The organism is Methylobacterium sp. 285MFTsu5.1 (genome assembly GCF_000383455.1).
Classification (GTDB): domain Bacteria; phylum Pseudomonadota; class Alphaproteobacteria; order Rhizobiales; family Beijerinckiaceae; genus Methylobacterium.
In genome coordinates, this window is record NZ_KB911288.1 from 18,058 (window position 1) to 39,595 (window position 21,538).

Annotated in this window: 20 protein-coding genes; 1 reads left to right on the forward strand and 19 read right to left on the reverse strand. The window is 71.4% G+C overall.

What is annotated here, in order from left to right; genetic code table 11:
- Position 1: 1 nt before the first annotated feature.
- The 5 genes from H288_RS0123160 to H288_RS0123180 are packed head-to-tail and all read right to left on the reverse strand — an operon-like array spanning position 2 to position 4,209.
- The gene (locus H288_RS0123160) at positions 2-1,171 is read right to left on the reverse strand and encodes a hypothetical protein (protein WP_020094964.1); all 1,170 of its coding nucleotides are present in this window, start codon (positions 1,169-1,171) and stop codon (positions 2-4) included.
- A 2-nt stretch (positions 1,172-1,173) separates the two neighbouring features.
- Positions 1,174-1,647: a hypothetical protein gene (locus H288_RS0123165; RefSeq protein ID WP_020094965.1), complete on the reverse strand. Its 474-nt coding sequence runs from the start codon at positions 1,645-1,647 to the stop codon at positions 1,174-1,176.
- Positions 1,644-2,210 carry a hypothetical protein gene (locus H288_RS0123170; protein ID WP_020094966.1) on the reverse strand — a complete coding sequence of 189 codons (567 nt, stop codon included), beginning with the start codon at positions 2,208-2,210 and terminating at the stop codon, positions 1,644-1,646. The genes H288_RS0123165 and H288_RS0123170 overlap by 4 nt, the downstream gene beginning before the upstream one ends.
- Positions 2,211-2,217: 7 nt before the next feature.
- Positions 2,218-3,462: a tail fiber protein gene (locus H288_RS33570; protein WP_020094967.1), complete on the reverse strand. Its 1,245-nt coding sequence runs from the start codon at positions 3,460-3,462 to the stop codon at positions 2,218-2,220.
- Between the two features lie 15 nt (positions 3,463-3,477).
- Positions 3,478-4,209, reverse strand: coding sequence for a hypothetical protein (locus tag H288_RS0123180; protein WP_020094968.1), 732 nt, complete (start codon positions 4,207-4,209; stop codon positions 3,478-3,480).
- 147 nt (positions 4,210-4,356) lie between these two features.
- On the opposite strand from H288_RS0123180, the gene H288_RS0123185 reads away from it, so the two are divergent.
- Positions 4,357-4,599 carry a hypothetical protein gene (locus tag H288_RS0123185; protein WP_020094969.1) on the forward strand — a complete coding sequence of 81 codons (243 nt, stop codon included), beginning with the start codon at positions 4,357-4,359 and terminating at the stop codon, positions 4,597-4,599.
- Here H288_RS0123185 and H288_RS0123190 read toward each other — a convergent pair.
- From H288_RS0123190 to H288_RS0123255, 14 genes are all read right to left on the reverse strand, one after another.
- Positions 4,546-7,830: a hypothetical protein gene (locus H288_RS0123190; RefSeq protein WP_020094970.1), complete on the reverse strand. Its 3,285-nt coding sequence runs from the start codon at positions 7,828-7,830 to the stop codon at positions 4,546-4,548. The two genes, H288_RS0123185 and H288_RS0123190, sit on opposite strands and share 54 nt — an antisense overlap.
- Entirely contained in the window at positions 7,830-9,608 is a 1,779-nt protein-coding gene (locus tag H288_RS0123195; protein WP_026605222.1) for a hypothetical protein, read from the reverse strand. Before H288_RS0123195 ends, H288_RS0123190 begins: the two co-directional genes overlap by 1 nt.
- 9 nt (positions 9,609-9,617) lie before the next feature.
- Positions 9,618-10,904: a hypothetical protein gene (locus tag H288_RS0123200; RefSeq protein WP_020094971.1), complete on the reverse strand. Its 1,287-nt coding sequence runs from the start codon at positions 10,902-10,904 to the stop codon at positions 9,618-9,620.
- A gap of 1 nt (position 10,905) precedes the next feature.
- Positions 10,906-11,328: a hypothetical protein gene (locus tag H288_RS0123205; protein WP_020094972.1), complete on the reverse strand. Its 423-nt coding sequence runs from the start codon at positions 11,326-11,328 to the stop codon at positions 10,906-10,908.
- Complete coding sequence (locus H288_RS0123210) at positions 11,329-11,634, reverse strand: hypothetical protein (protein WP_020094973.1); 306 nt, start codon at positions 11,632-11,634, stop codon at positions 11,329-11,331.
- Positions 11,631-13,130: a hypothetical protein gene (locus H288_RS0123215; RefSeq protein WP_020094974.1), complete on the reverse strand. Its 1,500-nt coding sequence runs from the start codon at positions 13,128-13,130 to the stop codon at positions 11,631-11,633. Before H288_RS0123215 ends, H288_RS0123210 begins: the two co-directional genes overlap by 4 nt.
- 3 nt (positions 13,131-13,133) lie before the next feature.
- Positions 13,134-13,784 carry a hypothetical protein gene (locus tag H288_RS0123220; RefSeq protein ID WP_020094975.1) on the reverse strand — a complete coding sequence of 217 codons (651 nt, stop codon included), beginning with the start codon at positions 13,782-13,784 and terminating at the stop codon, positions 13,134-13,136.
- Positions 13,785-13,791: 7 nt separating this feature from the next.
- Positions 13,792-14,430, reverse strand: coding sequence for a hypothetical protein (locus H288_RS0123225; RefSeq protein WP_020094976.1), 639 nt, complete (start codon positions 14,428-14,430; stop codon positions 13,792-13,794).
- Positions 14,431-14,523: 93 nt separating this feature from the next.
- Positions 14,524-14,916 carry a hypothetical protein gene (locus H288_RS0123230; RefSeq protein WP_020094977.1) on the reverse strand — a complete coding sequence of 131 codons (393 nt, stop codon included), beginning with the start codon at positions 14,914-14,916 and terminating at the stop codon, positions 14,524-14,526.
- Between the two features lie 94 nt (positions 14,917-15,010).
- The gene (locus H288_RS0123235; protein WP_020094978.1) at positions 15,011-16,108 is read right to left on the reverse strand and encodes a N4-gp56 family major capsid protein; all 1,098 of its coding nucleotides are present in this window, start codon (positions 16,106-16,108) and stop codon (positions 15,011-15,013) included.
- Between the two features lie 709 nt (positions 16,109-16,817).
- Complete coding sequence (locus H288_RS0123240; protein WP_020094979.1) at positions 16,818-17,843, reverse strand: hypothetical protein; 1,026 nt, start codon at positions 17,841-17,843, stop codon at positions 16,818-16,820.
- Between the two features lie 60 nt (positions 17,844-17,903).
- The gene (locus H288_RS0123245) at positions 17,904-19,862 is read right to left on the reverse strand and encodes a portal protein (protein WP_043713050.1); all 1,959 of its coding nucleotides are present in this window, start codon (positions 19,860-19,862) and stop codon (positions 17,904-17,906) included.
- Positions 19,859-21,181: a PBSX family phage terminase large subunit gene (locus H288_RS0123250; RefSeq protein ID WP_020094981.1), complete on the reverse strand. Its 1,323-nt coding sequence runs from the start codon at positions 21,179-21,181 to the stop codon at positions 19,859-19,861. The genes H288_RS0123245 and H288_RS0123250 overlap by 4 nt, the downstream gene beginning before the upstream one ends.
- Positions 21,171-21,461, reverse strand: coding sequence for a DUF5681 domain-containing protein (locus tag H288_RS0123255; protein ID WP_020094982.1), 291 nt, complete (start codon positions 21,459-21,461; stop codon positions 21,171-21,173). The genes H288_RS0123250 and H288_RS0123255 overlap by 11 nt, the downstream gene beginning before the upstream one ends.
- Between the last annotated feature and the right edge of the window lie 77 nt (positions 21,462-21,538).

Sequence of the window (21,538 nt, forward strand, 5' to 3'; positions counted from 1 at the left end):
GTCAGTTCCCCTCGTAGAAGAAGACGTCGCCAACCGTGCCGTTGACGGAGACGGCGCTGGCGTTCGAGCAGGCGAACGAGGCGGCCTCGCCCGGTGCGAGCGGGTAGCCTGGGCCGGTACCGTCGATCACCGTCGTCACGCCGGCGGGCCCGACCACGCCGGGCGCGGCCGAAGTCTGCGCCGCGTTCGAGGTCTTGGCCTTCACCACGATGCCGTTGACCAGCGCCACGTTCGGGAGCGCCACGGCGGTACCGGTGGTCGCGATCTTCACCTGGCCGGTGACGATGCTTGCGGGCGTCGGCGTCGCGACCTTCAGCGTACTGGCCAGGAGCGCCCGGATCGCCTCGGACTTCGCGTCGGTCGCCGCGCCCGCCGGAAGCGGGAGGCCTGCGGCCGAGATCGGCTGGGTGACCCCGGATCCGTCGACCGGGATGCGCCCGGCGACGAGCGCCGGCACCCGGGCGAGGAGGGCGGTCCAGTTCCCGAGGCCGCGGCGGAGCAGCGCCAGGACCGAGGCTGGCGCCGTGTCCGAGCCCGGGTCCGTGTCGGACGGTGCGCCGAGACCGGTCGCGAGGTTCGATAGGGTGGCATTCCCGGTGCCCTGGAGCGCGGAGGTGGCGGCGCCGGCCGGCAGGGGCAGAGCCACCGCCGAGACGGGCTGCGTCACGCCCGAGCCATCGACCGAGAGGCGGCCACCGACCAGTGCGGACGGCAGCCGATCCCGGATCGCGGCGAGCACCGTGGCGATGCCGGTCTGCGTCCCGAGCAGCCGCGTCACCTTGGCGATCAGCGAGCCGGCGCCGGCATCCGAGCCCGGCGCCGCATCCGTGGGCGTCCCGATGCCGGTCGAGATGTTCGACAGCGTCACGTTGCCGGTGGCGAGGAGCGCGCGGCAGGCCTCGAGGCGGACATCGCTGGCGACATCCACGCCGTCGTCGCGGAATCCGATGATCGGTCCGGGCGACAGGAACTTGGTGTTGAAGACGAGGGTCAGGACCTGGCCGTTGATCGACTTCCGGCCCAGGCCACGGCGCCCGACGGCGTAGATCCACTGGTTCGTGGGCTCGTGCAGGACCGCCAGCACGGTGCGCGGGTCGATATTCACGCCCGAGAAGTCGAGCGTGCCCGCGGCGGGGTTCAGCACCACGCCGGTGAGATCGATCTGCTTCATGCTCAGATCCCGCCGAAGACCAGGGCCGCGGTGATCGCCGCATCCTCGGCATCGCTGCGCGCGATGCCGCCGAAGTCGCTGACCCAGCCCGGGCCGGACGCGATGGCGAGGTAGAAGGCACCCGCGCGCACGGCGCCGGCCGGCGGAGCTGTGCCGTTCATGTCGAGCCAGGGGCGGGCACCGGTGCCGTCGACGTTCAGCGTCGGGTCGTCGGTGTTGTCCCGGTCGACCTGGACGAGGACGGCGACGCCGGGGCGGGGCGTCCGGACACCCGAGGCGGTGCGCGCCACGTAGGCGTTGAACATGCCGCCTGTGCGGATCGCGCCGCCCTGGTCGCCGACGTAGCCGGCGAGGGCCGACATGAGATCGCGGATGAGACCCGGCAGCTCACGGGCGGAGGCGCCGTCGAGCGCCGGCACGCCGGCATCCGAGACCGCGTTGGCGGCGGGCCGGGTCGACCAGTCGAAGACGCTCACGACTGAGCGCCCGTCGTGACCTGGAACATCCCGTTGTTGTACCAGAGCTTGCCGGCGCCATCGGGCGCTTCCTTCGGCAGCAGCGCGGCGAGCGCCTCCATGGCCGTCTGCGCGTTCATCACCTGCAGGTCGGTCGCGGCCGGGTTGATCTTGCGCCACGCCGGCTTCTCCGGCGATACGGCCTCGTCCCAGGCCACCATCTGAAGCTGGCCCTGGACGACCGCGCCTGGCGCCAGCTCGCCGCCGTCCGCCGCCAGGAACGCCACCGGCCCGTAGCCGTCGACCATGAGGGACGGCTCGGCCTCGTTCGTCCGATGCGCCCAGAAGGCGATCATCGTCCCGGGTCGCGGCTTCAGGCCGGAGAAGGTGTTCACCGCGTAGAGGTCGCTCAGCCCGACCGAGACCAGCGCGCCCGACGTGTCGGCGATGAACTGCGCCACGCCGGCCATGAGCCCGCGCACCAAGCTCGCGTAGACGCGCGCCGACACGCCGTCCGGGACGGGCATGGCTTTGTCCGCGATGGCGTTCAGCCCCGCGTTGGTGGACCAATCGAAAGCGCTCATCGGGGCCTCAGGTCTTGATCGCCCAGGTCACCACGGCGCCTGGAGGGACGTTCGGGTGTGGGTCGCCCGAGCCGGCCGCGTCGATCACCAGCTTGTGGGTGTGGTTCGGTGCCGGATCGATCGCGTGGGTGTGGTCGCCGTCGATCGGGATGTCGTGCCCATGAGACCCGCCGGGATCGGTCGCGAAGGCGTGGCCATGATTGCCACCGGGCAGCGTCGCGAAGGTATGCTGGTGAGGGCCGCTCTGCGTGGTCTGGCCGTTGCCGGGACCGCCCAGGTTGATGCCGGTGACGACCTGAGAGTTGTTGGGCGGGCTGGTACTGACGAGGCCGTAGCCGTACTGGACGACGTGGGCATGATCGCCGCTGACATCGGTCGTCCCGATATGGTTGTGGTCGCCACTCAGCCCGGTTGAGCCGGTGTGGGTGTGGTCGCCACCGAGCTTCGTGCCGCCGTGGTTGTGAGCCCCGGTCGTCTGCACGGACGGCTGGAAGAAACCGGCCGGCGACATGGTCGAGGTATGAATGTGGCTGGGCATCTGGTTCGCCAGCATTGCCACGACCTCGGAGCCCCCGAGATAGCCGAGCGAGCCGACGAGGCCTCCCGCCCCCGAGAGCAGGTTCAGCCCGCGGTTCGCGCCGAACAGTGACCGGCCGCGCAGGTCCGGCAGATTGAAGGTCGTGAAGCCGTCGCCGTTGCCCCAGAACGTGCTGATCGCGGCGAGAAGGGCGGCGTAGCTGGTGCGCGAGATCGGGCGGCCGTCGCAGATCTCCCAGCCCGACGGCACGTTGGGGCCGCCGAACGCCTTGATCGCCCCAGCCTGCTCCGTGGTCGGTGACAGGGTCCGGTAGACCTGCGCGTCGGGGTCGTACACGACCGACCAGACGACGTTTTGCCCGATGTCGCCGGGCCCGAACTGCGTCCCGTCCCAGCGCAGCCAGGGCTTCGGGGTGTTTCCGTCGGCGCACAGCGTGCACGGGTTGAGGTTGGTGGTCGTGGTCCGGAACTTGAGCGTGTGCGCCTGGGCCGCGGCCTTCGCCGTCACGCCCTGCCGGGTGATGACCGTGTAGGCGTCCGAGCCGTAGGCCTGGTTCACGCCCGCGTTGTCGAGCATCCAGAGCTTCATGGATGCCATCAGCGCGCGCATGGCGTCGTTGATGGTCTTGGCCGGCTGCCCCTCGTTGAAGATGATCGGGGGATCCGAGACGTCGTTGCCCGAGGGCGCGACGTCCCAGTTGATGGCGCCGGGCATAGAGCCGTCCTCGGGTTAGCGGGTCGTGGCGCCGGGCAGCAGCGCGAAGAAGCGCTGAGCGTCGAAGGCGGGCGCCTGCCGGCGGGCCGGGTGCATCTGGACCGGGGCCGGGGCGGGCGCCGCAGCGGCCTGCGCGACCGGTGAAGCCGCGGGAGCATCGGCGGCGGTGAGTGTCCGGAGCAGCGAGGCGACCTGGAGGCTGCGGTCCGCCTCGGGCGCCTGCATCGTGGCGCCGGCTGCCGGGGTAACGGAGCCGGCGGTACCGGCCGCGACCGGGCCGGACAGGCCGAAGGCGCCGCGGGGCGAGGCCGCGCCGGGCGAGAAGGCGCCGCCCAGGAAGGCCTCAGCCTTCGCCCGGTGCCCGGCCATCTGCGTGTTGACCTTGTCGGCGACGGTCCCGGGCGTGCCCCCGTTCGCCGTGTCGCTCCGGTCATAGAGCCCGGGCCGGCCGGCGTTCACCGTCGAGTAGAGGTCGAGCATCCCCATACCGGGCTTGAAGCCGCGGTCGGTCAGGTAGCGCTCGACGGCGGGAAGCTGGTCGGCGAAGCTCTGGTCCTGGCTCGCGCCGTACTGCTGCTGCTCGGTCGGCCCGAACTGGATCAGGCCGATGTGCCGGTTGCCCGAGCCGCCCCGGATCGAGGGGCTGAACCCGCTCTCGAACGACATGACGGTCGCCAAGTCGAGCGGGTCCGCGCCGATGCGCTGCGCGCTGGCGATCAGCGCGTCGCGGTCTGCGGCAGTCGGCATGTCGGGAGGTCCTGAAACGACAAAAGCCGCCCTTGCGGAGCGGCTTTCAGGGTCCGGCGCGCAGCGCTGCGGACGGTGGCTTAATCCCGCGGTTCGCCCGTCGGGTCAAGGGTGCTTCGGAACGCGAGGCCGTGCTACGCTGGCGCCATGCCGACCCGCACCGACGTCATCCTCTGCTGGCTGCTCTTCACCGCAGCGATGGCGGCCCTGTCGTGGCTGCTGCACACCATCGTGCCGCCGATCATGACCAGCCTGCAGGACGCGATCGGCGTCGGAACGCTCGGCATCCTGATGCTGGCCGGATGGCTCATGTTCGCCTTCTACGTCTACCCGCCCCTACTGCGGGGCTGGCTCGCGCGCCGGCGCCAGTCCCGCATTCGCCAGGGATAGCAGCCGCGTCGTGAACAGCTCGGCGTTCTTGCTGCCGGGCGGGGACTTCGCCAGCGCACGCAGATCCGGGAGTGCCTTCGGGTCGAACATCAGGCGCGCCACGGCCTCGCCCGAGTTCAGCATCCGCGCCCGCATCATCGCATCGCCGATTCCATGCTTGGCGCCGACCGCCAAGCCAGCGATGCCGCCCTTCACGCCGCCGGCCGCCGCACCCGCCACCATGCCGGTGACCGCGTCCGAGACCGCCTGGCCGACGTGGGTCTTGCCGGACTGGAATTCCTTCTGGATGGCGTGGTTGAACGCGGTGTCCGACCCCTTCGCCGGCCGGTAGCCGGTCGCCTCCAGAGTCGTCAGGAGCCGGTCGAGCCCGCCCCAGCGCGTCTCGCCCTCGGGCAGAGCGCGGATCACGGCTTCGAGGTTATGGCGCTGCTGGGCGTTGCCCCGGATCGCGGACGCGAACCTGGCGCCCCCGTACTGCGAGGCGACCCCCTTCGACTGCTGGGTCGCTTCGTTGAACACGGTCTCCAGGTAGGTCCGGGCAAGGCTCTGCGCGGCCGGGGCGTCGTTGCGGGCCAGCGCCTGCATCGCGCTCGCCACCTCGACATGGCTGCCGGGCCCGGGGTTCGGCGCGAACAGCGCGCGGGTCGCGGCGGCGACGTCCGGACGCTGGGCGATCTGGCCGAGCGGCGACGCCTCGATCCGGGCCATGCCCTCGCGCGCCATCGTCAGCCGCGACAGCCGGTCCCGCACCTCGGGGAGGGCATCGAGGACATCGGCATGCTCGCGCATCGCCGCGCGCAGCGTATCCGCCGAGAGATCGCCGTTCCCACCCGTCGCCCGGTCGAGGATCTGCGTCTCGACGTGGCGGCCCAGCGCCTGGCGCGAGTTCGGCGCGGGCTGGGCCAGCATCTCGCGCGCGGCACTGGGCTGGCCAACGATGCCGGGTACCTGCTCGGTCGGTGTCGCCATGCGGCCGGTGAGATCGTCCCGCCGGACCACTCGGCCGAGCGGGTTGTTGCCGGTGAACGGCTCCAGCGGCGCCGAGTTGGCGGCGAAGTTGGCGTCGGCGGTCGCTACCTCCGGCACGCTCTTCAACTGAGCGTCGAGCGCCGAGCGGGTGGCCTGGAGGTCCCGGACCTTCGTCGCGTCGCCGACGTCCTGCGCGGCGCGGATGCTGAAGTCGAGCCGCTCGCGGGCGTGCAGCAGGCCAGCGACGCTCATGTCGAGGTCGCCGCCGGGCTCGCGCAGGTCGCGGCCGGCCGCCGTCAGGGCGCCCCGCACATCACCCTTGGCGGTCCGCCCCTGCTCCGCCACCGCGGCGAGCGCCGGGCGCGGATCGACCTGTCCGAACCGGACGTCGGGGATCTCCTCCGTCACGGTCGGCGTCTTCACGAGCGGCGCGGGCTGCTCCCGCATCGAGTTCACGGTGCGCTCGAACGCGTCGAGGGGCTCGGCTGTCTCCCCGCGCATCAGGGCGCCGAGCGTCCGCGACCGGACATCGGGATGCACGCTGGCCGGGTCGATGCCGGCCGCGCGCAGGTCGCCGTTCAGCCGGGTCTCCGCCTGCGAGAGCGCTGCCGCATATTCGTCACCGAGCTGCCCGGCGGTCGGGCCGGCCCCCATCGCCCGGCTGGAGCCGAGCGGGTACGAGGGGACGCCCCGCTGCTCGTTCTGGAGCTTGCGCAGCAGCTCGGACGAGATGTCCCGCGCCATGCCGCCGTCGGCGTCGGGGCGGAAGTACCCCTCCTCGATCAGCCGCTCGCGCCAGAAGTTGTCGATCGACTTCCCGCCCGGCCGCGCGACGTTGCCGAGGCCGGGGATGCCGAACCGGTGCAAGTCGGTGGCCAGCACGTCGCCTTCGAGCGGCAGGCCGCCGTTCTGGGCGATGAACCGCCCGAGGCTGACCGGGTCCGCCTCCTGAATGGTGCCATCGGCGCGACCCGGGGGCGGCCCGAGCGGTGCGGGCGCACCATCCGCGAACTGCGGCCGGCTGTACCGCTGCGGCGTCACGATCGGCTCGCCGGGCCGCTCCACGGTGGTCGTGCGCTCGATGCCGACCGTCTCCGGCGCAGCGCGCGCGGCGCGATAGTCGACGTCCGCCTGCCCGGCCCGCCGCGCCTCCAGGCCATCGGCCACGCCGCGGAGCTCGTCCTGGATCGTGCGGCCGGCCTGCTCCGGCGTGATCCGGGGCCCGGTTGCCGCACGCGCCTGCGAGAGCGCGGTACCCTCGGGCGTCTGCATCACGCCCTGGCGCGCGGCGGTCTGGACATTGAAGCCGAGGCCAGTCGGGCTCGCGGGCTCCGCGCCGATGCGATCGAACAGGGCGCGGCCGGCGTTGTCGACCTGCGCGGGGCGGGCGGCGTAGAACTCGCCGGCGATCCAGCTGCCCTCGCCGCCTGAGTTGGCCGCCACGCGGGCGAGCTGTGACGCGCGCACCGCCTTGCCGCCGGTGGCCGCGTTCAGCGCCTCGTCCACCGACAGCGCAACCGGGCCGCCCGGGCTGTTCATCGCGCCATCGCGCAACGACTGTGCCGCCGCCAGCTCGGATTCCGTGAGGCCGTGGGTCGCCTCGCGCAGAAGGTGCTCGCCGGGATTGCCGCCCTTGATCGCGCGGACGACGCGCCCGACGCCGGCACCAATCGCCGGGCCGGCCACACCGAGACCACCGCCGATCGCGGCGCCCTGCTCGATCGCACCGAGGTCGCCCCCGGACCGGACGGCAGCGTCAGCGCCGCCGAGACCGGCTCCCGACAAACCGGAGGCCGCCATGCGGATGGGGAGCGCGGCGCCCGAGATGCCGAACGCCGCGGGCGCGGCCGCCATGAGGGGCAGCGCGCCGACGACACCACCACCGATCTCGCCGGCACCGGCCGCGATCGGGTGCTCGGCCGCCGTGCGCTCGCCGAACCGCTCGACGTTCGCCAGCTCGTCCGAGAAGCGCGTGTCGTTCTTCAGTGCACGGATGCCGGCGGCGGCGCGGTTCGCTCCCGCGAGCAGGTATGGGCCGACGACGGGCACGCCCTCGATCAGCCCGCGACCGACCGCGGCCGGCGCATCACCCGGCTCGGCCGCCGTCGGCGCGTCCGAGAAGCCGCGGTGCAGCTTCAGCAGGTCCGCATCCGACATGCCGGCGAGGTCCGCCTTTGGCGCGGCGCCGGCCGTCGCCTGAGGCGCGGGCGCGCTCTGGTAGAGGCGCTGCAGCTCGTCGTCGGAGATCTTCGAGAGATCCATCAGCGCATCATCCCGCGGCGGCGCATCTCCGCCTCGACCGCGGCCCGGTCAGGCGCGGCCGGCTTGTACTGGTAGACCTCGGGCTGCTCCACCTTGAAGAAGCCCGCGCGCTGCGCCGTCTCCGGCGTCGCGAACCGATCCACGCTCGCGTTGTGGTGGGCGATCGTGTTCTTGGCGAGGATCTCCTGCGCCTCGATGCCGGCGCGCAGGGCCGCCTCGACGCTGGACCGGTCGCCCGACGAAATGGTCTTGCCGAGCTGGAGATCCATGTTGGTCGTGTGGCCGGACTGGCTGATCGCCTTCGCCAGCTCGGCGCTCTTCTGGGTCGCCGCCTGGTCGAACAGCTGCGAGTTCGTCACGTAGCTGTCCGGGATCCCCAGGACCTGCGCGGTGATCGCCCGAGCCTGCGTCCGCCAGTCGGCGCCCGCGCCCGCCACGATGCCCCGGTCGAGCGCCTCCTTCTGCCGGTTGATGGCGGCGATGGTGCCGATCGCGCCCTCGGCCTTCGCCCGGCTCTCGGTGATCGCCTTGACGGCGGCCTGATCCAGTTCGGCGTTGGCCTTCTGCGGGAGCTGGTTCGTGCCCTGCGTCAGGGCGACGTGCGGCATACCCTTCTCGTCGTACGCGCCGGGCGTGCCCGCCGGTGTACCCGGGGGCGGCTCGATCATGCGACCGTCGGCCCCGACCGTGCCCCACACCCGGGCGCCGCCCGTCGCCGGGGCGACCGGGGTCAGCGCGGACGGGCCATCGGTCTCGCCGATCCGGGACTTGTTCACGCCGACGATCGACCCGTCCGGACGGGTGATGATCTGCACGTCGTCCTTCGAGCCGGCGGCGGTACCCTCGGCCTGCGCCTGCGCGCGGGCCTTCAGCGTCGCGGTATCCTGCGGGCCGCCCGCAACCGGCACGAGGCCGGTCGAGGTACGGACGTAGCCCTCCGGCGCGCCGTAGTTCCCCGAGAGGAAGCTCTTCACGAAGTCCGGGTTGCCGGCGAGCGCGACGGCATCCTCGGCCGACGTGCCGGGGAGCTTCGTCATGATGGCGCGGGCGGTCAGGTTCTGGACGCCCTGCTCCTGCTGCGCCTTCCGGGCCTTCAGACCGAACTCGGCCTGGGCCAGCGCGGAGGCGGCCCGCTTCCCTTCGTTGTCCTGGTAGGCCTTCAGCCCGGCCGCCGCGCCACGACCGAAGCCGGGCGTCGACATGAGGCCGATCCCGAGCGAGGTCAGGAGGTCGCCACCGCCGTTCGCGTTGAGATTTCGCAGTCCATCGCCGATCCGGTCGAGGAGTGACGGCTCCGCAGCGGGAGCAGCCGGCGAGGGCGCCGCGGGGGCTGCGGTCGACGCGGTCGTCGCAGGAGCGGCGGGCGCCGGAAGGCTGCCAAAACTCAGCGGGCGCGGCGGCGCGGCGGCCGGTGCCGCATCATCACCACGCGGCGCGGCCGGCGCGCTGACCGGCATGGCGGGCCCGCGTGAACCGACGAGGCTGGGCAGCGGCGAACGCTCCGGCTCCGCGGTCATGGGCGCCGACATCTGCGGAGGCAGGGCGCCAAACATGCGCAACGGGGCGCGGGCGGGCGCCTCGGGCTCGACGACGGGCGCCGGCGCGGCGACCTGCGGCTGCATGGTCGGCGCGGTCGGGGGCACGAAGCTGGTGAAGCCGGGCGGGACCGCCGCCGGCACATCATCGGCCGAGACATCCATCTGCGGCCGCGCCTGCTGCATCAGGCGGGCGATATCGGCTGGGGAGAGGGCGCCGAACGGCGCGAGACCTGCGGACACGACGCGCTCCTACTTGCCGATGAACTTCGAGGCGGTGCCGGCGATGGCCAAGCCGCCACCGAGGAGCTGCTGGAGCACGCCTGGCTGCGGGATCTTCTGGACCGACGTGCCGCTCGAGGAGCCGCCCAGGCCGGCGATCGGGTCGACGATGCCGGCGTAGAGCCCGAGTTGCTTCCAGGGCGACGCCTGCTGGTCGGCGAACTGCTCCTGCGCGGCGTCGAGCTGGGCCTGCCGGTCCGCGTCGAGGGCGGCGCCAACCCCCGCCAGGGTCAAGCCGGGCTGCTGGAGGTTGGCGATGATCGTCCCGACCATGCCGAGACCCTGGAGCGCCGCGGCCCGGTCCGCCTGCGCGGCCGACAGCTTCAGTCCGGCGGTCTGGATGCCGTTCTGGATGTTCTGATTGTCGATGCCGGCCAGCGCGGTCGCGCCGCCGAGCGCCGTCGTGTTCGTCGAGTTGTACAGGCCGGCCCCGGACAGGGCGAGGCCGGCGTTGACCTGCTCGGCGTTGTTGATGCTGCCATAGAGCCCCTGTTGGAGGCTGGTGCGGGCGTTGCGCGAGCTGTCGATCGCTGTGGCCGCCTGCGCCTGCCGGGTGCGCTCGTTATCGTAGTCGGTGTAGCGCGCCTGCGTGGCGATCCCGCCGAGGGTATCGGCGATGGTGGCGGCATACCTGCCAGAGCCGCTGCGGCCCGCTGCGCCCATCTTCTGCGCGATCGTCGAGGCGGCCTCGCCCTGGCTCCGCCCGATCACCGCGTCGAGGTACGGGTTCGCCCCGCCCAGGAACTTGCCGTCGGCGGCATTCTGCAGCGACTTCTCCGTCTGCGTCTGGCCGGACAGCCCGTTGAGCAGGCCGGTGTAGCCGTCGGTCGAGAGGTTATAGTCGCCCCGGCTGAGCGCCCGCGCGGTCGAGTAGGCGAGGTTGTTCGGATCGGCCATCGTGTCGGCGAGCTGGCTAACCCGCGACGTGTCGATCTTCCCGACGCTGTCGAGACCGGAGAGCGCGGCCTGGATGCCAGAGGTCGTGCCGCCGTTCTGGAGGAGGCCGGTCAGGTAGCTGTCGCCGGCCTTGGCCGCACCCTGTCCGGCGTTGGCGTTGCCGGCGATGGTGTCCAGCGCCGCGAGCGAGGTATCGCCGAGGCCGGCATAGCGCGGGCCGGTGTAGACCTGCGAGCCGACGCCCGAGTTGTACGCCGCGGTCGCGCCGGAGAGCACACCCTGGAGCGCGGGCTGTGCCGGCGCCCACGGATCGTTGTTCTGCTGCTGGACCGTGGTCTGGGTCTTGGTGCCGCCGCCCATGTCAGGCCCCGATGCGCTTCGTGAAGTGGTGGCCGAGCTCGCAGGGCGCGGCGGTGTAGTCCGGCAGCACGCGGGCCCAGCCGCGGCGGCCGACGAACTCGACGGTGGAGCAGCCCAGCCGGGCGGCGCCGCGCTCGACGGCGGCGATGACGGCGCCCCATGGGCCGGCCGCGCGGCCACCGAGGGACAGCACCCAGCAGGATAGGCGGCCGCCGCGGTGCTGGCGGACCTGCGTCACGCCCGCCGCCACGAACCGGTCGCCCTCGAAGATCCCGACAAGCTGCGCCTCGCCCGCCGCGCAGGCCGCGAGCAGGCCACCCACGGTCAGGTCGCAGCGGGGCAGCGCGCAGGCGGCGCCCAGGCATGCCTCGACGCGCTCGGCGAGGTCAGGCGCGAGCGGCATCGACAGGGGCTGGAGGCGCATTCAGGCCCGGCGCATCTCGAAGCGGAAGGTGCGGTCAGTCGCCGGGTTCAGATCGTGCCCGAGCGTGAAGCTGCGGCGGTCGGCCGAGACTAGCCACACGGTCGCCTTCGACGCGGATTCCGTGATCGGGACCCAGCGCGGCAGCGCGCCCGGGCCGCCATTTTCGCAGGGCACGACGGTTCGCGAGACCCCGTTGGCCAGGGTGAAGGTGCTGGACGCAATCGCGTTAGTGGCGCCGCGGGCGAGGTCGTCGATCGCGCGGCTGAAGAGCGACAGGTCCTTCTCGTTCCGACCGGGGACATTCATCGCGAGCCCTCTGCCGTGGCATCCGGCTCGATCGCCGAGACGTAGGACCAGGTCGTGCCGGCCGGGATCCGCACCCGGGCGCGGTGGTACCGGCCCGACGCGCGCGCCGGCGCGAACCGCTCGACGGTCGGCGCGGACTCGGTGAGCCACCGGACGGGGGTCGAGGCCCCGAGGCTCTCGCGGACGCCAAGTGTCAGGCGCCAGTCGTCGGCATCCGTGTCGACGCGGCCCGCGCGCACGAAGGCCCGGTTCGGCCGGGCCAGCATGGCGTCGGGGGTCTGCACGACCGCTTCGAGGGGCGCCCCGTCGAGCACGGCGAGCCGGTTGTCGGTCGTCATCACCGCGAGCAGCGTCGCGCCGCCCTGGTACATCGGGTCGTCGAGCGAGGGCTGGGCCGGGTCGTCGATCGACCCCTCGATGCTGTCGACCGAGGTGTCCGGCGTCGCGGCCGACATGCCGAAGCGGATCGGGGTGTTGAGGAAAGACCAGCGGTCGAGGAGCCAGTCGTACAGCAGCGCCTCGCCCAGAAGGGACGGGTCCGCGGCGTCGGTGCCGGCGAGCCGATAGGCGAACAGGATCCGCTCGCCGGTCGGGTCGCGGAACGCCACCGTCATGCCGACCCGCTCCGGATCGACGCGGCCCTGGAAGAACCGGTTCACTCGCTCGGCGCCGATTGGCTGCGACGGGCCGCCGCCGATCACGAGGGCATAGAAGCCATCCCGGTCGAGGAAGAAGATGCGCGGGCCGACCTTGGCGATGCACCAAGGCGCCACCGCGCCGCGGTTCTCCTCGAGCACGGAGCAGTCGAAGATGTTCCCGGAATCCGGGCTCAGCGTCATGCGCCGGATCGCCCGCTCCTGGAAGATCACGCCGTACTCGCCACCCGCGAAGCCGGTCACCGCCCCGCCGTCGGGAAGCTGCTGCTCGTCGGCCTCGTGACCGTCGAGGCCGAGGCCCCACTGCTCAATGTCGCCGCTGTCCGACCACCGGACCGACTGCGGGCTATCTGGCAGACCGGCGAGCACGAGGAAGTCGCCGACCACGCCCATGTGCCGGGCCCGGGGCGGGTTGCCGAGAAGATCCGTGAACGGCTGCGTGCCGGCCTGGACGACGTCGATGGTAGCCTTCTGCACGGGGGTGCCGGCCGAGCAGGCGAGCAGCAGGGTGCCGTAGACCGCGAAGGACCAGTAGTCCCCCGGCGGCACGCTGTAGGAGGTGCACGGGTTCGTCACCTCGTGCCACGCCTGGTCCGTGGTCCGGTATACGAACAGGCCCTTCGAGGTGCCGGCCACGTAGATCGGGAAGTTGTAGGTCGGGGAGAACACCGCGATCGCGCCGCGGCACTCCGCCGGCAGGGCAAGCGACAGCGGTACCGGCGCCAGGACCGGGCCGTAGCCGTCCGAGCGCGGCACCACGTTCGTGGCCACCGCCGAGACCGCGGCGTCGACCGAGGCCGTATCGGGCGCGAACGGCGCCAGCTTGATCGGATCGGGCACGGCTTAGTTCGGCGTGTCGCGTGCGGTGGCCTCGGCCTGATCCTCGGCCGTGCGACGCGGGCGACCGCCCGTCTTCTGCGAGTCGCCCTGGCCCATCAGCGCCTGGAGGAACGCCATGCCGTCGGCGAGCCACTTCTGGTTCCGGGCCTCGTCCTTCTGGAACCGGTAGGCCTCGGCCATGACGCCGTAGAGGTACAGCTCGGGCGCCTTGGTCAGGAGCCAGTTCGTCGGCGCGGCGGCGGAGAGCGCCGGGATCTGCCGGTAATAGGTCAGGGAGACCTTGCCCGGCTGGAGCGAGCGGGTCTGCACCTGGTCGCCGAGCACGGTGAAGTACTGCGGGTCGCCGTTCGGTCGGAACCGGTGCCGGAACTCCGGGCTGTCCGGCTCGACGTAGCGCAGCATCTGCACGCGCGAGAGGTCGGCCGAGGACCACTGGAGCGCGATCCACTCCAGATAATCGCCCGGGATGGTGTAGCCGGGCGCCGACGCGGTGAGGGCGGCCGTCGCCATCATCTCCCGGGTGCGGAGCTGCCGGTTCAGCCACGCCTCTGTGACGCGCACGAAGTAGGGCAGGAACTCGGTCAGGTCGGTGCGCGCGAGGTAGTTCTCGAACGCGGCCGACAGGCTCGGGTAGTCCGTGATCTCGACGGCCATGGGCGCCTCAGAGGTTATAGGCCTGGACCTGGCCGGTGGAGGCGATGACGTTCGAGCGCCCGCGGAGCGCTCGCAGTTCGTCGTCGACGATCTGGGCCTGCATCTGCGCCATCGGCGCGCTCCGCAGGGCGTTCAGCGCGAGGTGCCACTTCGCCTGGGCCGCGATCAGGCCGGAGGCCTCCTCGGTCCAGGCGTTGGCCTCGTCGAGCGCCGGCGCCGGCAGGCGGACATGCGCCATGATCCGCACCGTCCATGCGTCGGACGGCATCGGCCACAGCCGTAGCGAGCGGCCGAAGTACGCGTAGGCGCAGGGCCGCGACTGGCTGGTGGGCTCGTCGCCCTTCTCGATCCAGGCCTCGTCGACGCGCTGCAGGACGGTCGGGGTCTCGCCGTCGAGCATGACGACGCTGTCGATCGCCATCAGGTCCGGGATCGCACCAGCATCGCCGGCCGCGTAGACGTCCGACCCGGCGATGGTCTGGAACGTCACATAACCCTCGTTGAAGAAGAAGCGGTCCGGCTGGAAGAACCGGATCGCCCGGTCAACGGCGGTCGCGATCTGCGGGCCGAGGTCCGCGCGCTCGATGTCGTCCGCGATCTCCGCGTACAGGTCGGCGAGCGTCGGCCGCCCGTCCTTGGTCGGCATCGGGCACCGTCTCCGTCTTCGAGGGCGGCGGCGGGGCGCTACGCTCCGCCGCCAGAACCGCCGCGCCGAGGTGCAGCAGCATCCACGCCGACATCAGGCGTCGTTGTCGGGGGTGTAGTGGACCACGATCGTGGCCACGCCCGCGGCCGGGGCGCCCGCGATCGTGCCGTAGACCGTGGTGTCGGCGGCGAGGCGGCCCTTCAGGATCGCGGTGTCGACGCGCTTCACGCCGGCCGCGGTCACGACGGTATCGGCCGCAGCGGCGAGGTCGTTGCCGCCCGCGGCCGAACCGAGGACGAGCGAGGCGCCAGCCGAGAAGGCGGTCTCCACCAGCACGAGCAGCGAGGTGATGAGCGCGCCGGCCGGCAGCGAGGCCGGCATGACGAAGGCGCCGTTGGCGAAGTTCACGGTCTTGCGGACGGTGTGCGAGACCTGCTCGCGCAGCTCGCGCGCGGGCGGCTGCACCGGGGTGACGTTGGTGGGCACGGTGGCCTCCGGGTTCGGGACAGGCAGGGAGGAGCGGCGGGCCGGAGCGCGAAGCCCCGGCCCGGGTCAGCCGTCAGGCTGGATCAGCGACCGATCAGGCGTCGGCGGGCTTGGCGTAGGTCGGGATGACGATCGTGCCGAAGTCGTCGCCGTTGAAGGTCGTCTTCTTCAGACCCCAGATCGCCCAGGCCGAGACCTCGAGGTTCCGCTTGTGGTCGAGCAGCTCCTCGTTCCAGCGGTACCGGGTGTCGCCGCCGGCCTTGCCGTAGGCGATGGTCGCCGCCTGAGCGCCGAGCAGCACCGCGCGGCGGGTGTTCGGGACGGCCGTCATGCCGTCGGCCGAGACGCCAGCGGTGACGTCCTGCGCCTCGCGGAGCACGACGCCGTTGTACTCGCCGAGCGCACCCGAGAAGATCGGCGAGTTGCTCGACTGCATGCCGGCCATCGCGGCCTTCTGGATGTCGAGCCACTGGCCGGTGCCGATGTTGGTGCGCAGCGACGTGATCTGCTCGGTGGCGAGGTACATCACGTAGAGCTTGCGCCCTTTGACCACGACCGGCCGGATCATGACCTTGCGGTTGACGCCGCCGGTCTTGGCCAGCTCGACCGCCTTGTCGATCAGGTCGAGGGTGAAGCCGTCCGCGTTGGTCAGGGCGGCATCGTTGGCGCGGCCGTTCGGGCGGAAGATGCGGCCCGCCGTCGCCGGGGTGACGACGTTGTTGGCGGTGAACTTCTTGGCGCCGTTGAGCTGGTTCGCCGGGGTGAAGCCGCAGACGTGGTTGAAGAAGCACACCGTGCGGCGGGTCTGGAACCAGTCGGCGATGCCGGCGCGGGCGGTCTCGCGCAGGTTGAACGGCACGCGCTGCTGGTCGATCGTGTTCTCGGACTTCACGCCGACGACCTCACCGAGCTCGTCGATGGTGACCTTGTCGGAGTTGACGCCGATCTGCTCGCCGTTGCCCTCGGCCACGTCAGACGAGGAGAAGCCCGGGCCGCGGAGCTGCATGCGCAGGCCGAAGGTGACCTGGTCGCCGTTGCCCTTCTTGGTTTCGGTCTTCTCCTGGATCACGGCGTCGTCGCCGGTGCCGACCAGGGGATCGATGTCGATGGACTTGTTGGCCTCGGCCGCGAGCTTCTTGCTCCACAGCTTGACGGCCACCGGGTCGTTCTGTCCGAACGCGGTGTAGGACATGGGGGTGCCTCTGAAGGCTGGATTCCGTGGGGGAGGGTTCGTGCGGGCCGTGCGTCGGCGCGCGGACGGAAGCCGGGCCCCAGAATGACCGTTGGGGACGGGGTCGGACGGGCGCCGTGCGTGGCGCGGACGAAGGCACTGACGCGGCCGGGCGGATCCTGGCGTGGATCAGACGAACGACCAGACACGCGCGAGCGCCCCGCCTTGCAGCAGGGTCAGACACGGGGCCGGACGGAACTCGGGGAGGCGCAGAGACGGGGCAGGGGGGGCCCGCACGTCTCGCGACAGATAGTCCTTTGAGCGGGTTCGCCCGTCGGGTCAACTGAGAAGTCGCCCCCGCGTACGAACAGAGACCGTTAACCGGACCACGAACGTCGCTACTCACGCCGGAACGCCTCCCGACCTTCACCGTTACGGCCAAGGTTGGGAGGCGCGGATGTTGAACAGGATGCGGTCTACTTTTGCACGATTGCAGGCCTGGAGCAGCGCGTCGAGCGAACTTCTGGCTCCAAACGAAGCCCAGACCTTTCTCGCAAGCCGGCTCGCCGCAATATCATCGGTGGAGCCGCCCACGGCCGCTAACGATGACGCCCTGTCAGCAGCGAGAGCTGCGATCCAGCGTCACCTGAGAGAGATCAACTATCATCGCCGAGCTCTCGCGGCTCAACAGGCCGAACTGGATCAGCGCTGATCGTCGCGCGGCGCCGGATCAGCCGCCCATCAGCGCGCGGATCCGTGCCGGATTCGATGCCATCAGCTTCTCGAAGTCGGCCTCAGACATGCTGGACAGCGTCTCCAGTGTGATTTCGCCCGCGGGCTGGCCACCAGCGGCCGAGAGCGAGCGGCCCGGGCCCGCCTGCCCGGCGGCAGCGCGCGCGGCCCGCTCGACGGCGGTCTCGGCGGGAGCGGCAGCAGCCGGGGCGGGGGCTGGCTCCGGCGCCTTCGGGGCGAACCCGCGGCTCTTGGCCAGCGCGGCGATCATGGCGGCGGGCGACTGCCCGCGCTGGCGGGCGGTCTGGGCGAGGTTGAACTCCTCCTCGCGCACCGCCTCGATCGCGTCCTTCTGGGCCATGCCGAACAGCGTCAGCTCGGCCACCCGGCCGGCGAACAGGTGCTCGTAGGCGTCCGCGACCGAGGCGTCGGCCTGGATCGCGGTGCGGAGGTCCTGCTGGTAGAAGCCGATCACCTCGTTCCGCTCGTCGTTGGCGCGGCGGGACTCCTCGGCCTTCTTCTGGCTCTCGGTGATCTGGGTCTGGCCGGTGCGCAGCGCCTCGATCTGCTGCTCCAGGTGCTTCGCGTACCCGAAGATGTCCTCGGCCGGATCCGGGACTTTCACCGGCTCGGGCGCGGCCGCGGGCTGGGCCGGGGTGGCGGGGCGCTGCATCGCCTCGGACAGGATGCGCAGGCGCTCGTCGCCGCGGGCGAACCGCTCGCGCAGTTCGTCGCGCTCCTTCTCGACCGCCTTCCGACGCTCACGCTCCTCGTGCAGGGCGCCGTGCGGGACGAACTTGCCCTTCTCGTCGCGCGGCTGGGCTTCAGGGGCAGCCTCAGGCTCACCGGTCTCGGGCTCGGCGGCCGGCGGCTCGGCAGCGGCCGGGGCGGGCTCGGCGGCCGGCGGCGTCAGGCCATCGGAGGCGGGGGCTTCCTCGCCGCGCTCGTAGGCCTCGAAGGCAGCCTGCTCCTCGGGCGTGAAGGCGTCTTCGCCGCCGCCGGTGGCGAGGTCGTTGTCGGTCATGTGGTCCTCGTGACGTGAAGGGTACGAAAGCCGGCGTGCGCCGCCGGCGGGCGTAAGGGGTCAGGCGGCGGCTTCCGCGGCCTGGGCTGCGGCCTCGGGCGCCGTGAGCAGCTGCGCGAGCTGCACCGCCGCCGAGGCGTGATCCTGATGGGTCAGCGCCTGCTCGCGCCCGGCCTTGGCGTTCTTGAGGTTCGCGCCGGCGGCCATGTCCTGGATCCGGGCGACCGCCGTCTGCACGGCGAGGGCCTTCTGCTGCTCCTGCTCCGGCGTGTCGGCCGTCTGGGCGAGCAGGTCGCGCATCTTGGCCACGAACGAGGCCGGGAACGGCGAGTAGGGCAGGATCTCGAGCAGGACCTGAGGCGTGATCATGTCCTTGATGATCGGCAGGACGCTGGTGAAGGTCTGCCACACGATCTGCTGCTGGTTCGGTGAGGCCGGAGCGTCGTCGATCACCACGTCGAAGTCGCCCATGGTCCGGTCGCGGATGAGCGGCACGACCTTGGCGCCCTCATCGCCCACGATCCGGATCAGGCGACCGTCCGAGAGGTAGGACTGGATGAAGTAGAGGCGCACCCGGCCGATGTGCTTCCGAGCCCGACGCAGGGAGTCGAACAGCGTCGCCAGGATCGTCATGGCGGCCTGCTTGCGCTGGTACTCCAGCACGCCCGCCTGGTCGTTCTGCTTCTGGCCGAGCAGCTCCAGGTTCACGCCCGACGTGTCGCGGATGGAGCCGATAGCGAACTCCATGAGCTGCCAGTGCCCCGACGGCAGCACCGGGAGCGGCTTCTCCTTCATGCGCGCCGACATTAGGGCGCCGTCGTTCACCCAGGAGATCGCGCCGGGCTTGGCGATGCTGGCCTCGAAGGCGCGCTGGTCCGGGACTGCGCCCTTCTCCATGATCCAGCCGCCCTTCGACTGGCGGTTGAGCATGTCGAGGGTCTGCGACAGCCACTTGTTGGCGAAGCGCTGCGGGTCGCGCATCGGCCGCACGATGCCGAACCACGTGCCCTTGTTGTGGTCGCGGTCGCCGGTCAGGCAGGCGTAGGAGAACTGGTCGCCGGCCGGGGCCGGGCCCTCCTCCAGCACCACGGCGCCGAGGAAGGCGCGGCGGTAGACCCGCTTCATCCGGTGGAACACCTTCAGCGGGATGCCGACCATCTCGGCGCGGCGCGTGAGGACGGCGGCCTGCTCCGGCTCCATCTCCTGCGGCTCGCCGGTCGTGGGCTCGATCACCATCGCGACGCGGGCGCGCTCCCACCACTGGCACTCGACGATCGTCACGCGCGAGGACGAGGCGTCGGCATCCTGGCCCGGCCGGTCGATGCGGCGCTCGCCGGGCTGGATCTCCCGATGCTCACCGTCGCCGTCGCGATCCTCGGCCCAGGCGGCATCGAGGAGCGCAGGGTCGACGTCGGGGAACAGCGCCTCGGCCTCGGCCCTGTCCATCGTCTTCGCACGGAACAGGCGGCGGGCGTCGGCGAGGTTCCGCTTCCGGGCCGCGGCGTCCCAGATCATTTCCAGCGCGTTGACCCGGTCCTCGACATAGGCGCCGTCCGGGTTGGTCTCATAGTCGAGACGCATCTCGACCCAGCCCATGCCGCAGATTGCGCAGTCGACGAACGCGTCGGATTCCTCATCCTCCGCTTCGGCCTCGTCCGCGAGGTAGCGGGAGGCCTCGGTCAGCAACTCGTTCTTGGCCGCGTCGCCGATCTCGCGGGGCAGATACTGGATGTCCTGCCGGCTGTTCACCTCGGAGCCGGCCACCGCCTTGATGACGGGCAGGATCCGATTGAACGTCACGGGCGGGCGGCCCTGCTGGCGCAGGACGGCCTCGTCCTCAATGCTCCACTGGCGGCCGGCGACGAAGTCGAAGTCCTCGCGGGCGTCCTCGCGCCACTTCGCGGAGGCCTCCCGGTCGGTGCGGTACCAGCCGCGCAGGCGGCGCAGCAGCGCCTCCCGGTCGAGCCCAGCCTGATCCACCGCCTCGCCGTCGAGGGCGGGCGCGTCCGTATCCGTCATGCCGCCCAACCTGATCCTGATGTGCTCTCATCCGCCTCGCGGCGGCGTCGGCGCGCGTAGACGTCGTTCGGACCATCCACCGGCGGATCGTCCTCACGGGGCTCGGCGATGCCGATGGCGAAGTACCGGAAGGCGTCGGCCGCGTGGCTCGCCCAGTCGTGCAGAGGGGCCTTCGAGAAGGCCTGCGTGTTCGGGTCGACGTCGAACCGATAGTTCCGGAGCGCCTGGAGCCCGTCGGCGCAGGCCTTCTCGTCGAACCAGCACCGCGCGAAGATCTTGCGGGCCGCGTCGATGCCGGCGGCGACCGTCAGGCGGGGCGTGATCCGGACGCGGTGCCCGGCCACCCACATCTGCTGCTCGATCGTCCGCTCGGAGGCGAGGAGCTCGTTCCGGGCGTCGTGCGGGAGCCAGTGCTCGCCGTAGACGTAGCCCTGCCCGCCCTGCTCGACCGGGAGCGCCCACTCCTTCAGCACCTCGAGGTAGTGGCCGAGCGCGTGCCCGCGGTTCTCGTAGAAGTCGATCAGCCGGAACTCGAAGCCGACGATTTGGGCGAACCAGATGCTGGTCTTGTCCGCCCGGCCCAGGTCCCAGAACGTGTGAACCGGCTTGGTCGGGTCGTACGGGACCTTCGTGAACCGCTCGGCGGTCGTCGCCGCGAGGATCTCGTTCGCGTAGATCGCGCCGTCGAGCACGGCCTTGCAGTTGCCGCCCCAGACCGTCTCGTAGGCGACCGGGTCGCGCTCCTTCAGGTCCAACGCCTCCTGCCGGAGCACGTCGGGGAACCAGGGATTGTCCTCCCAGCCGATCTTCACGACCCGCGCGCCGGTCGGAGGCTTCTTCACGAAGCGCTGGTAGGTCTCGTCCTCCTCCAGCTCCGTGTTGAAGCTGATCCAGATCTCCGAGCCTTCCTTGCGGATGGTCGGGATCAGCACGTCCCAGGACGTCTTCGAGACGGTGCGGGCCTCCTCGACCCAGCAGATGTCCACGCCCTCGGTCGACTTCACCGAGGCGACGTTGTGCCGGAGCCCTTTGAAGATGAACTCGGTCCCGTTCCGGCCGAGGATCCGCTTCTCCTGGACGTCGTAGAAGCCGTGCAGCCCAAGGAGGTCGACCTGCTGCGCGAACAGCGCGTGCGCCGATTCCGCGATGCTGTTCTGGAACTCGCGGGCGCAGAGCACCCGGAGCGGCCGCTGCGCACCCATGATGAGGAGCGCCCGGCCGAAGCCCCAGGATTTCGCCCCGCCGCGCCCGCCATAGGCGACCTTGTAACGGGCCGGCTCGAACAGGAAGTCGAGCTTCTCCGGGAACTCAACCTGCATCGGGCAGGCGCCCGGGCCGGATGAAGGTCACCGTCATGCCAGTCGGGATCGCGCCGCCCTCACCATCACCATCGATGGGCTGGGTCGGCTTGCCGTAGCCGCGGTCGAGGATGGCGTTGGCGGCCGCGACGCGGGCGGCCTCGCTCTCACCCGCGGTCGCGATCTCGACGAGGACCTGCAGCGCGGTCTCGGTGTGCGCACGGGCGAGGTCGCGCACCTTGGCCGACGCTTTCGGACGGCCGCCAGGGTTGCCGGACTGGCCGGGCTGGAACTGGCTCATGGGCCTGTATCGTGTCTGATCTCAGGAGCGCCGCATGACGCTGCCTGCGCGGGGCGATCAAACACCCACACCCAGGC

Excerpts from the sequence above, each read along its gene's own strand:
- H288_RS33570 (WP_020094967.1), bottom strand. The coding sequence starts at position 3,462 with ATGCCCGGCGCCATCAACTGGGACGTCGCGCCCTCGGGCAACGACGTC.
- H288_RS0123200 (WP_020094971.1), bottom strand. The coding sequence starts at position 10,904 with ATGGGCGGCGGCACCAAGACCCAGACCACGGTCCAGCAGCAGAACAAC.
- H288_RS0123160 (WP_020094964.1), bottom strand. The coding sequence starts at position 1,171 with ATGAAGCAGATCGATCTCACCGGCGTGGTGCTGAACCCCGCCGCGGGC.
- H288_RS0123225 (WP_020094976.1), bottom strand. The coding sequence starts at position 14,430 with ATGCCGACCAAGGACGGGCGGCCGACGCTCGCCGACCTGTACGCGGAG.
- H288_RS0123205 (WP_020094972.1), bottom strand. The coding sequence starts at position 11,328 with ATGCGCCTCCAGCCCCTGTCGATGCCGCTCGCGCCTGACCTCGCCGAG.
- H288_RS0123245 (WP_043713050.1), bottom strand. The coding sequence starts at position 19,862 with ATGACGGATACGGACGCGCCCGCCCTCGACGGCGAGGCGGTGGATCAG.
- H288_RS0123220 (WP_020094975.1), bottom strand. The coding sequence starts at position 13,784 with ATGGCCGTCGAGATCACGGACTACCCGAGCCTGTCGGCCGCGTTCGAG.
- H288_RS0123190 (WP_020094970.1), bottom strand. The coding sequence starts at position 7,830 with ATGGATCTCTCGAAGATCTCCGACGACGAGCTGCAGCGCCTCTACCAG.
- H288_RS0123235 (WP_020094978.1), bottom strand. The coding sequence starts at position 16,108 with ATGTCCTACACCGCGTTCGGACAGAACGACCCGGTGGCCGTCAAGCTG.
- H288_RS0123170 (WP_020094966.1), bottom strand. The coding sequence starts at position 2,210 with ATGAGCGCTTTCGATTGGTCCACCAACGCGGGGCTGAACGCCATCGCG.
- H288_RS0123250 (WP_020094981.1), bottom strand. The coding sequence starts at position 21,181 with ATGCAGGTTGAGTTCCCGGAGAAGCTCGACTTCCTGTTCGAGCCGGCC.
- H288_RS0123185 (WP_020094969.1), top strand. The coding sequence starts at position 4,357 with ATGCCGACCCGCACCGACGTCATCCTCTGCTGGCTGCTCTTCACCGCA.
- H288_RS0123240 (WP_020094979.1), bottom strand. The coding sequence starts at position 17,843 with ATGACCGACAACGACCTCGCCACCGGCGGCGGCGAAGACGCCTTCACG.
- H288_RS0123180 (WP_020094968.1), bottom strand. The coding sequence starts at position 4,209 with ATGCCGACTGCCGCAGACCGCGACGCGCTGATCGCCAGCGCGCAGCGC.
- H288_RS0123210 (WP_020094973.1), bottom strand. The coding sequence starts at position 11,634 with ATGAATGTCCCCGGTCGGAACGAGAAGGACCTGTCGCTCTTCAGCCGC.
- H288_RS0123255 (WP_020094982.1), bottom strand. The coding sequence starts at position 21,461 with ATGAGCCAGTTCCAGCCCGGCCAGTCCGGCAACCCTGGCGGCCGTCCG.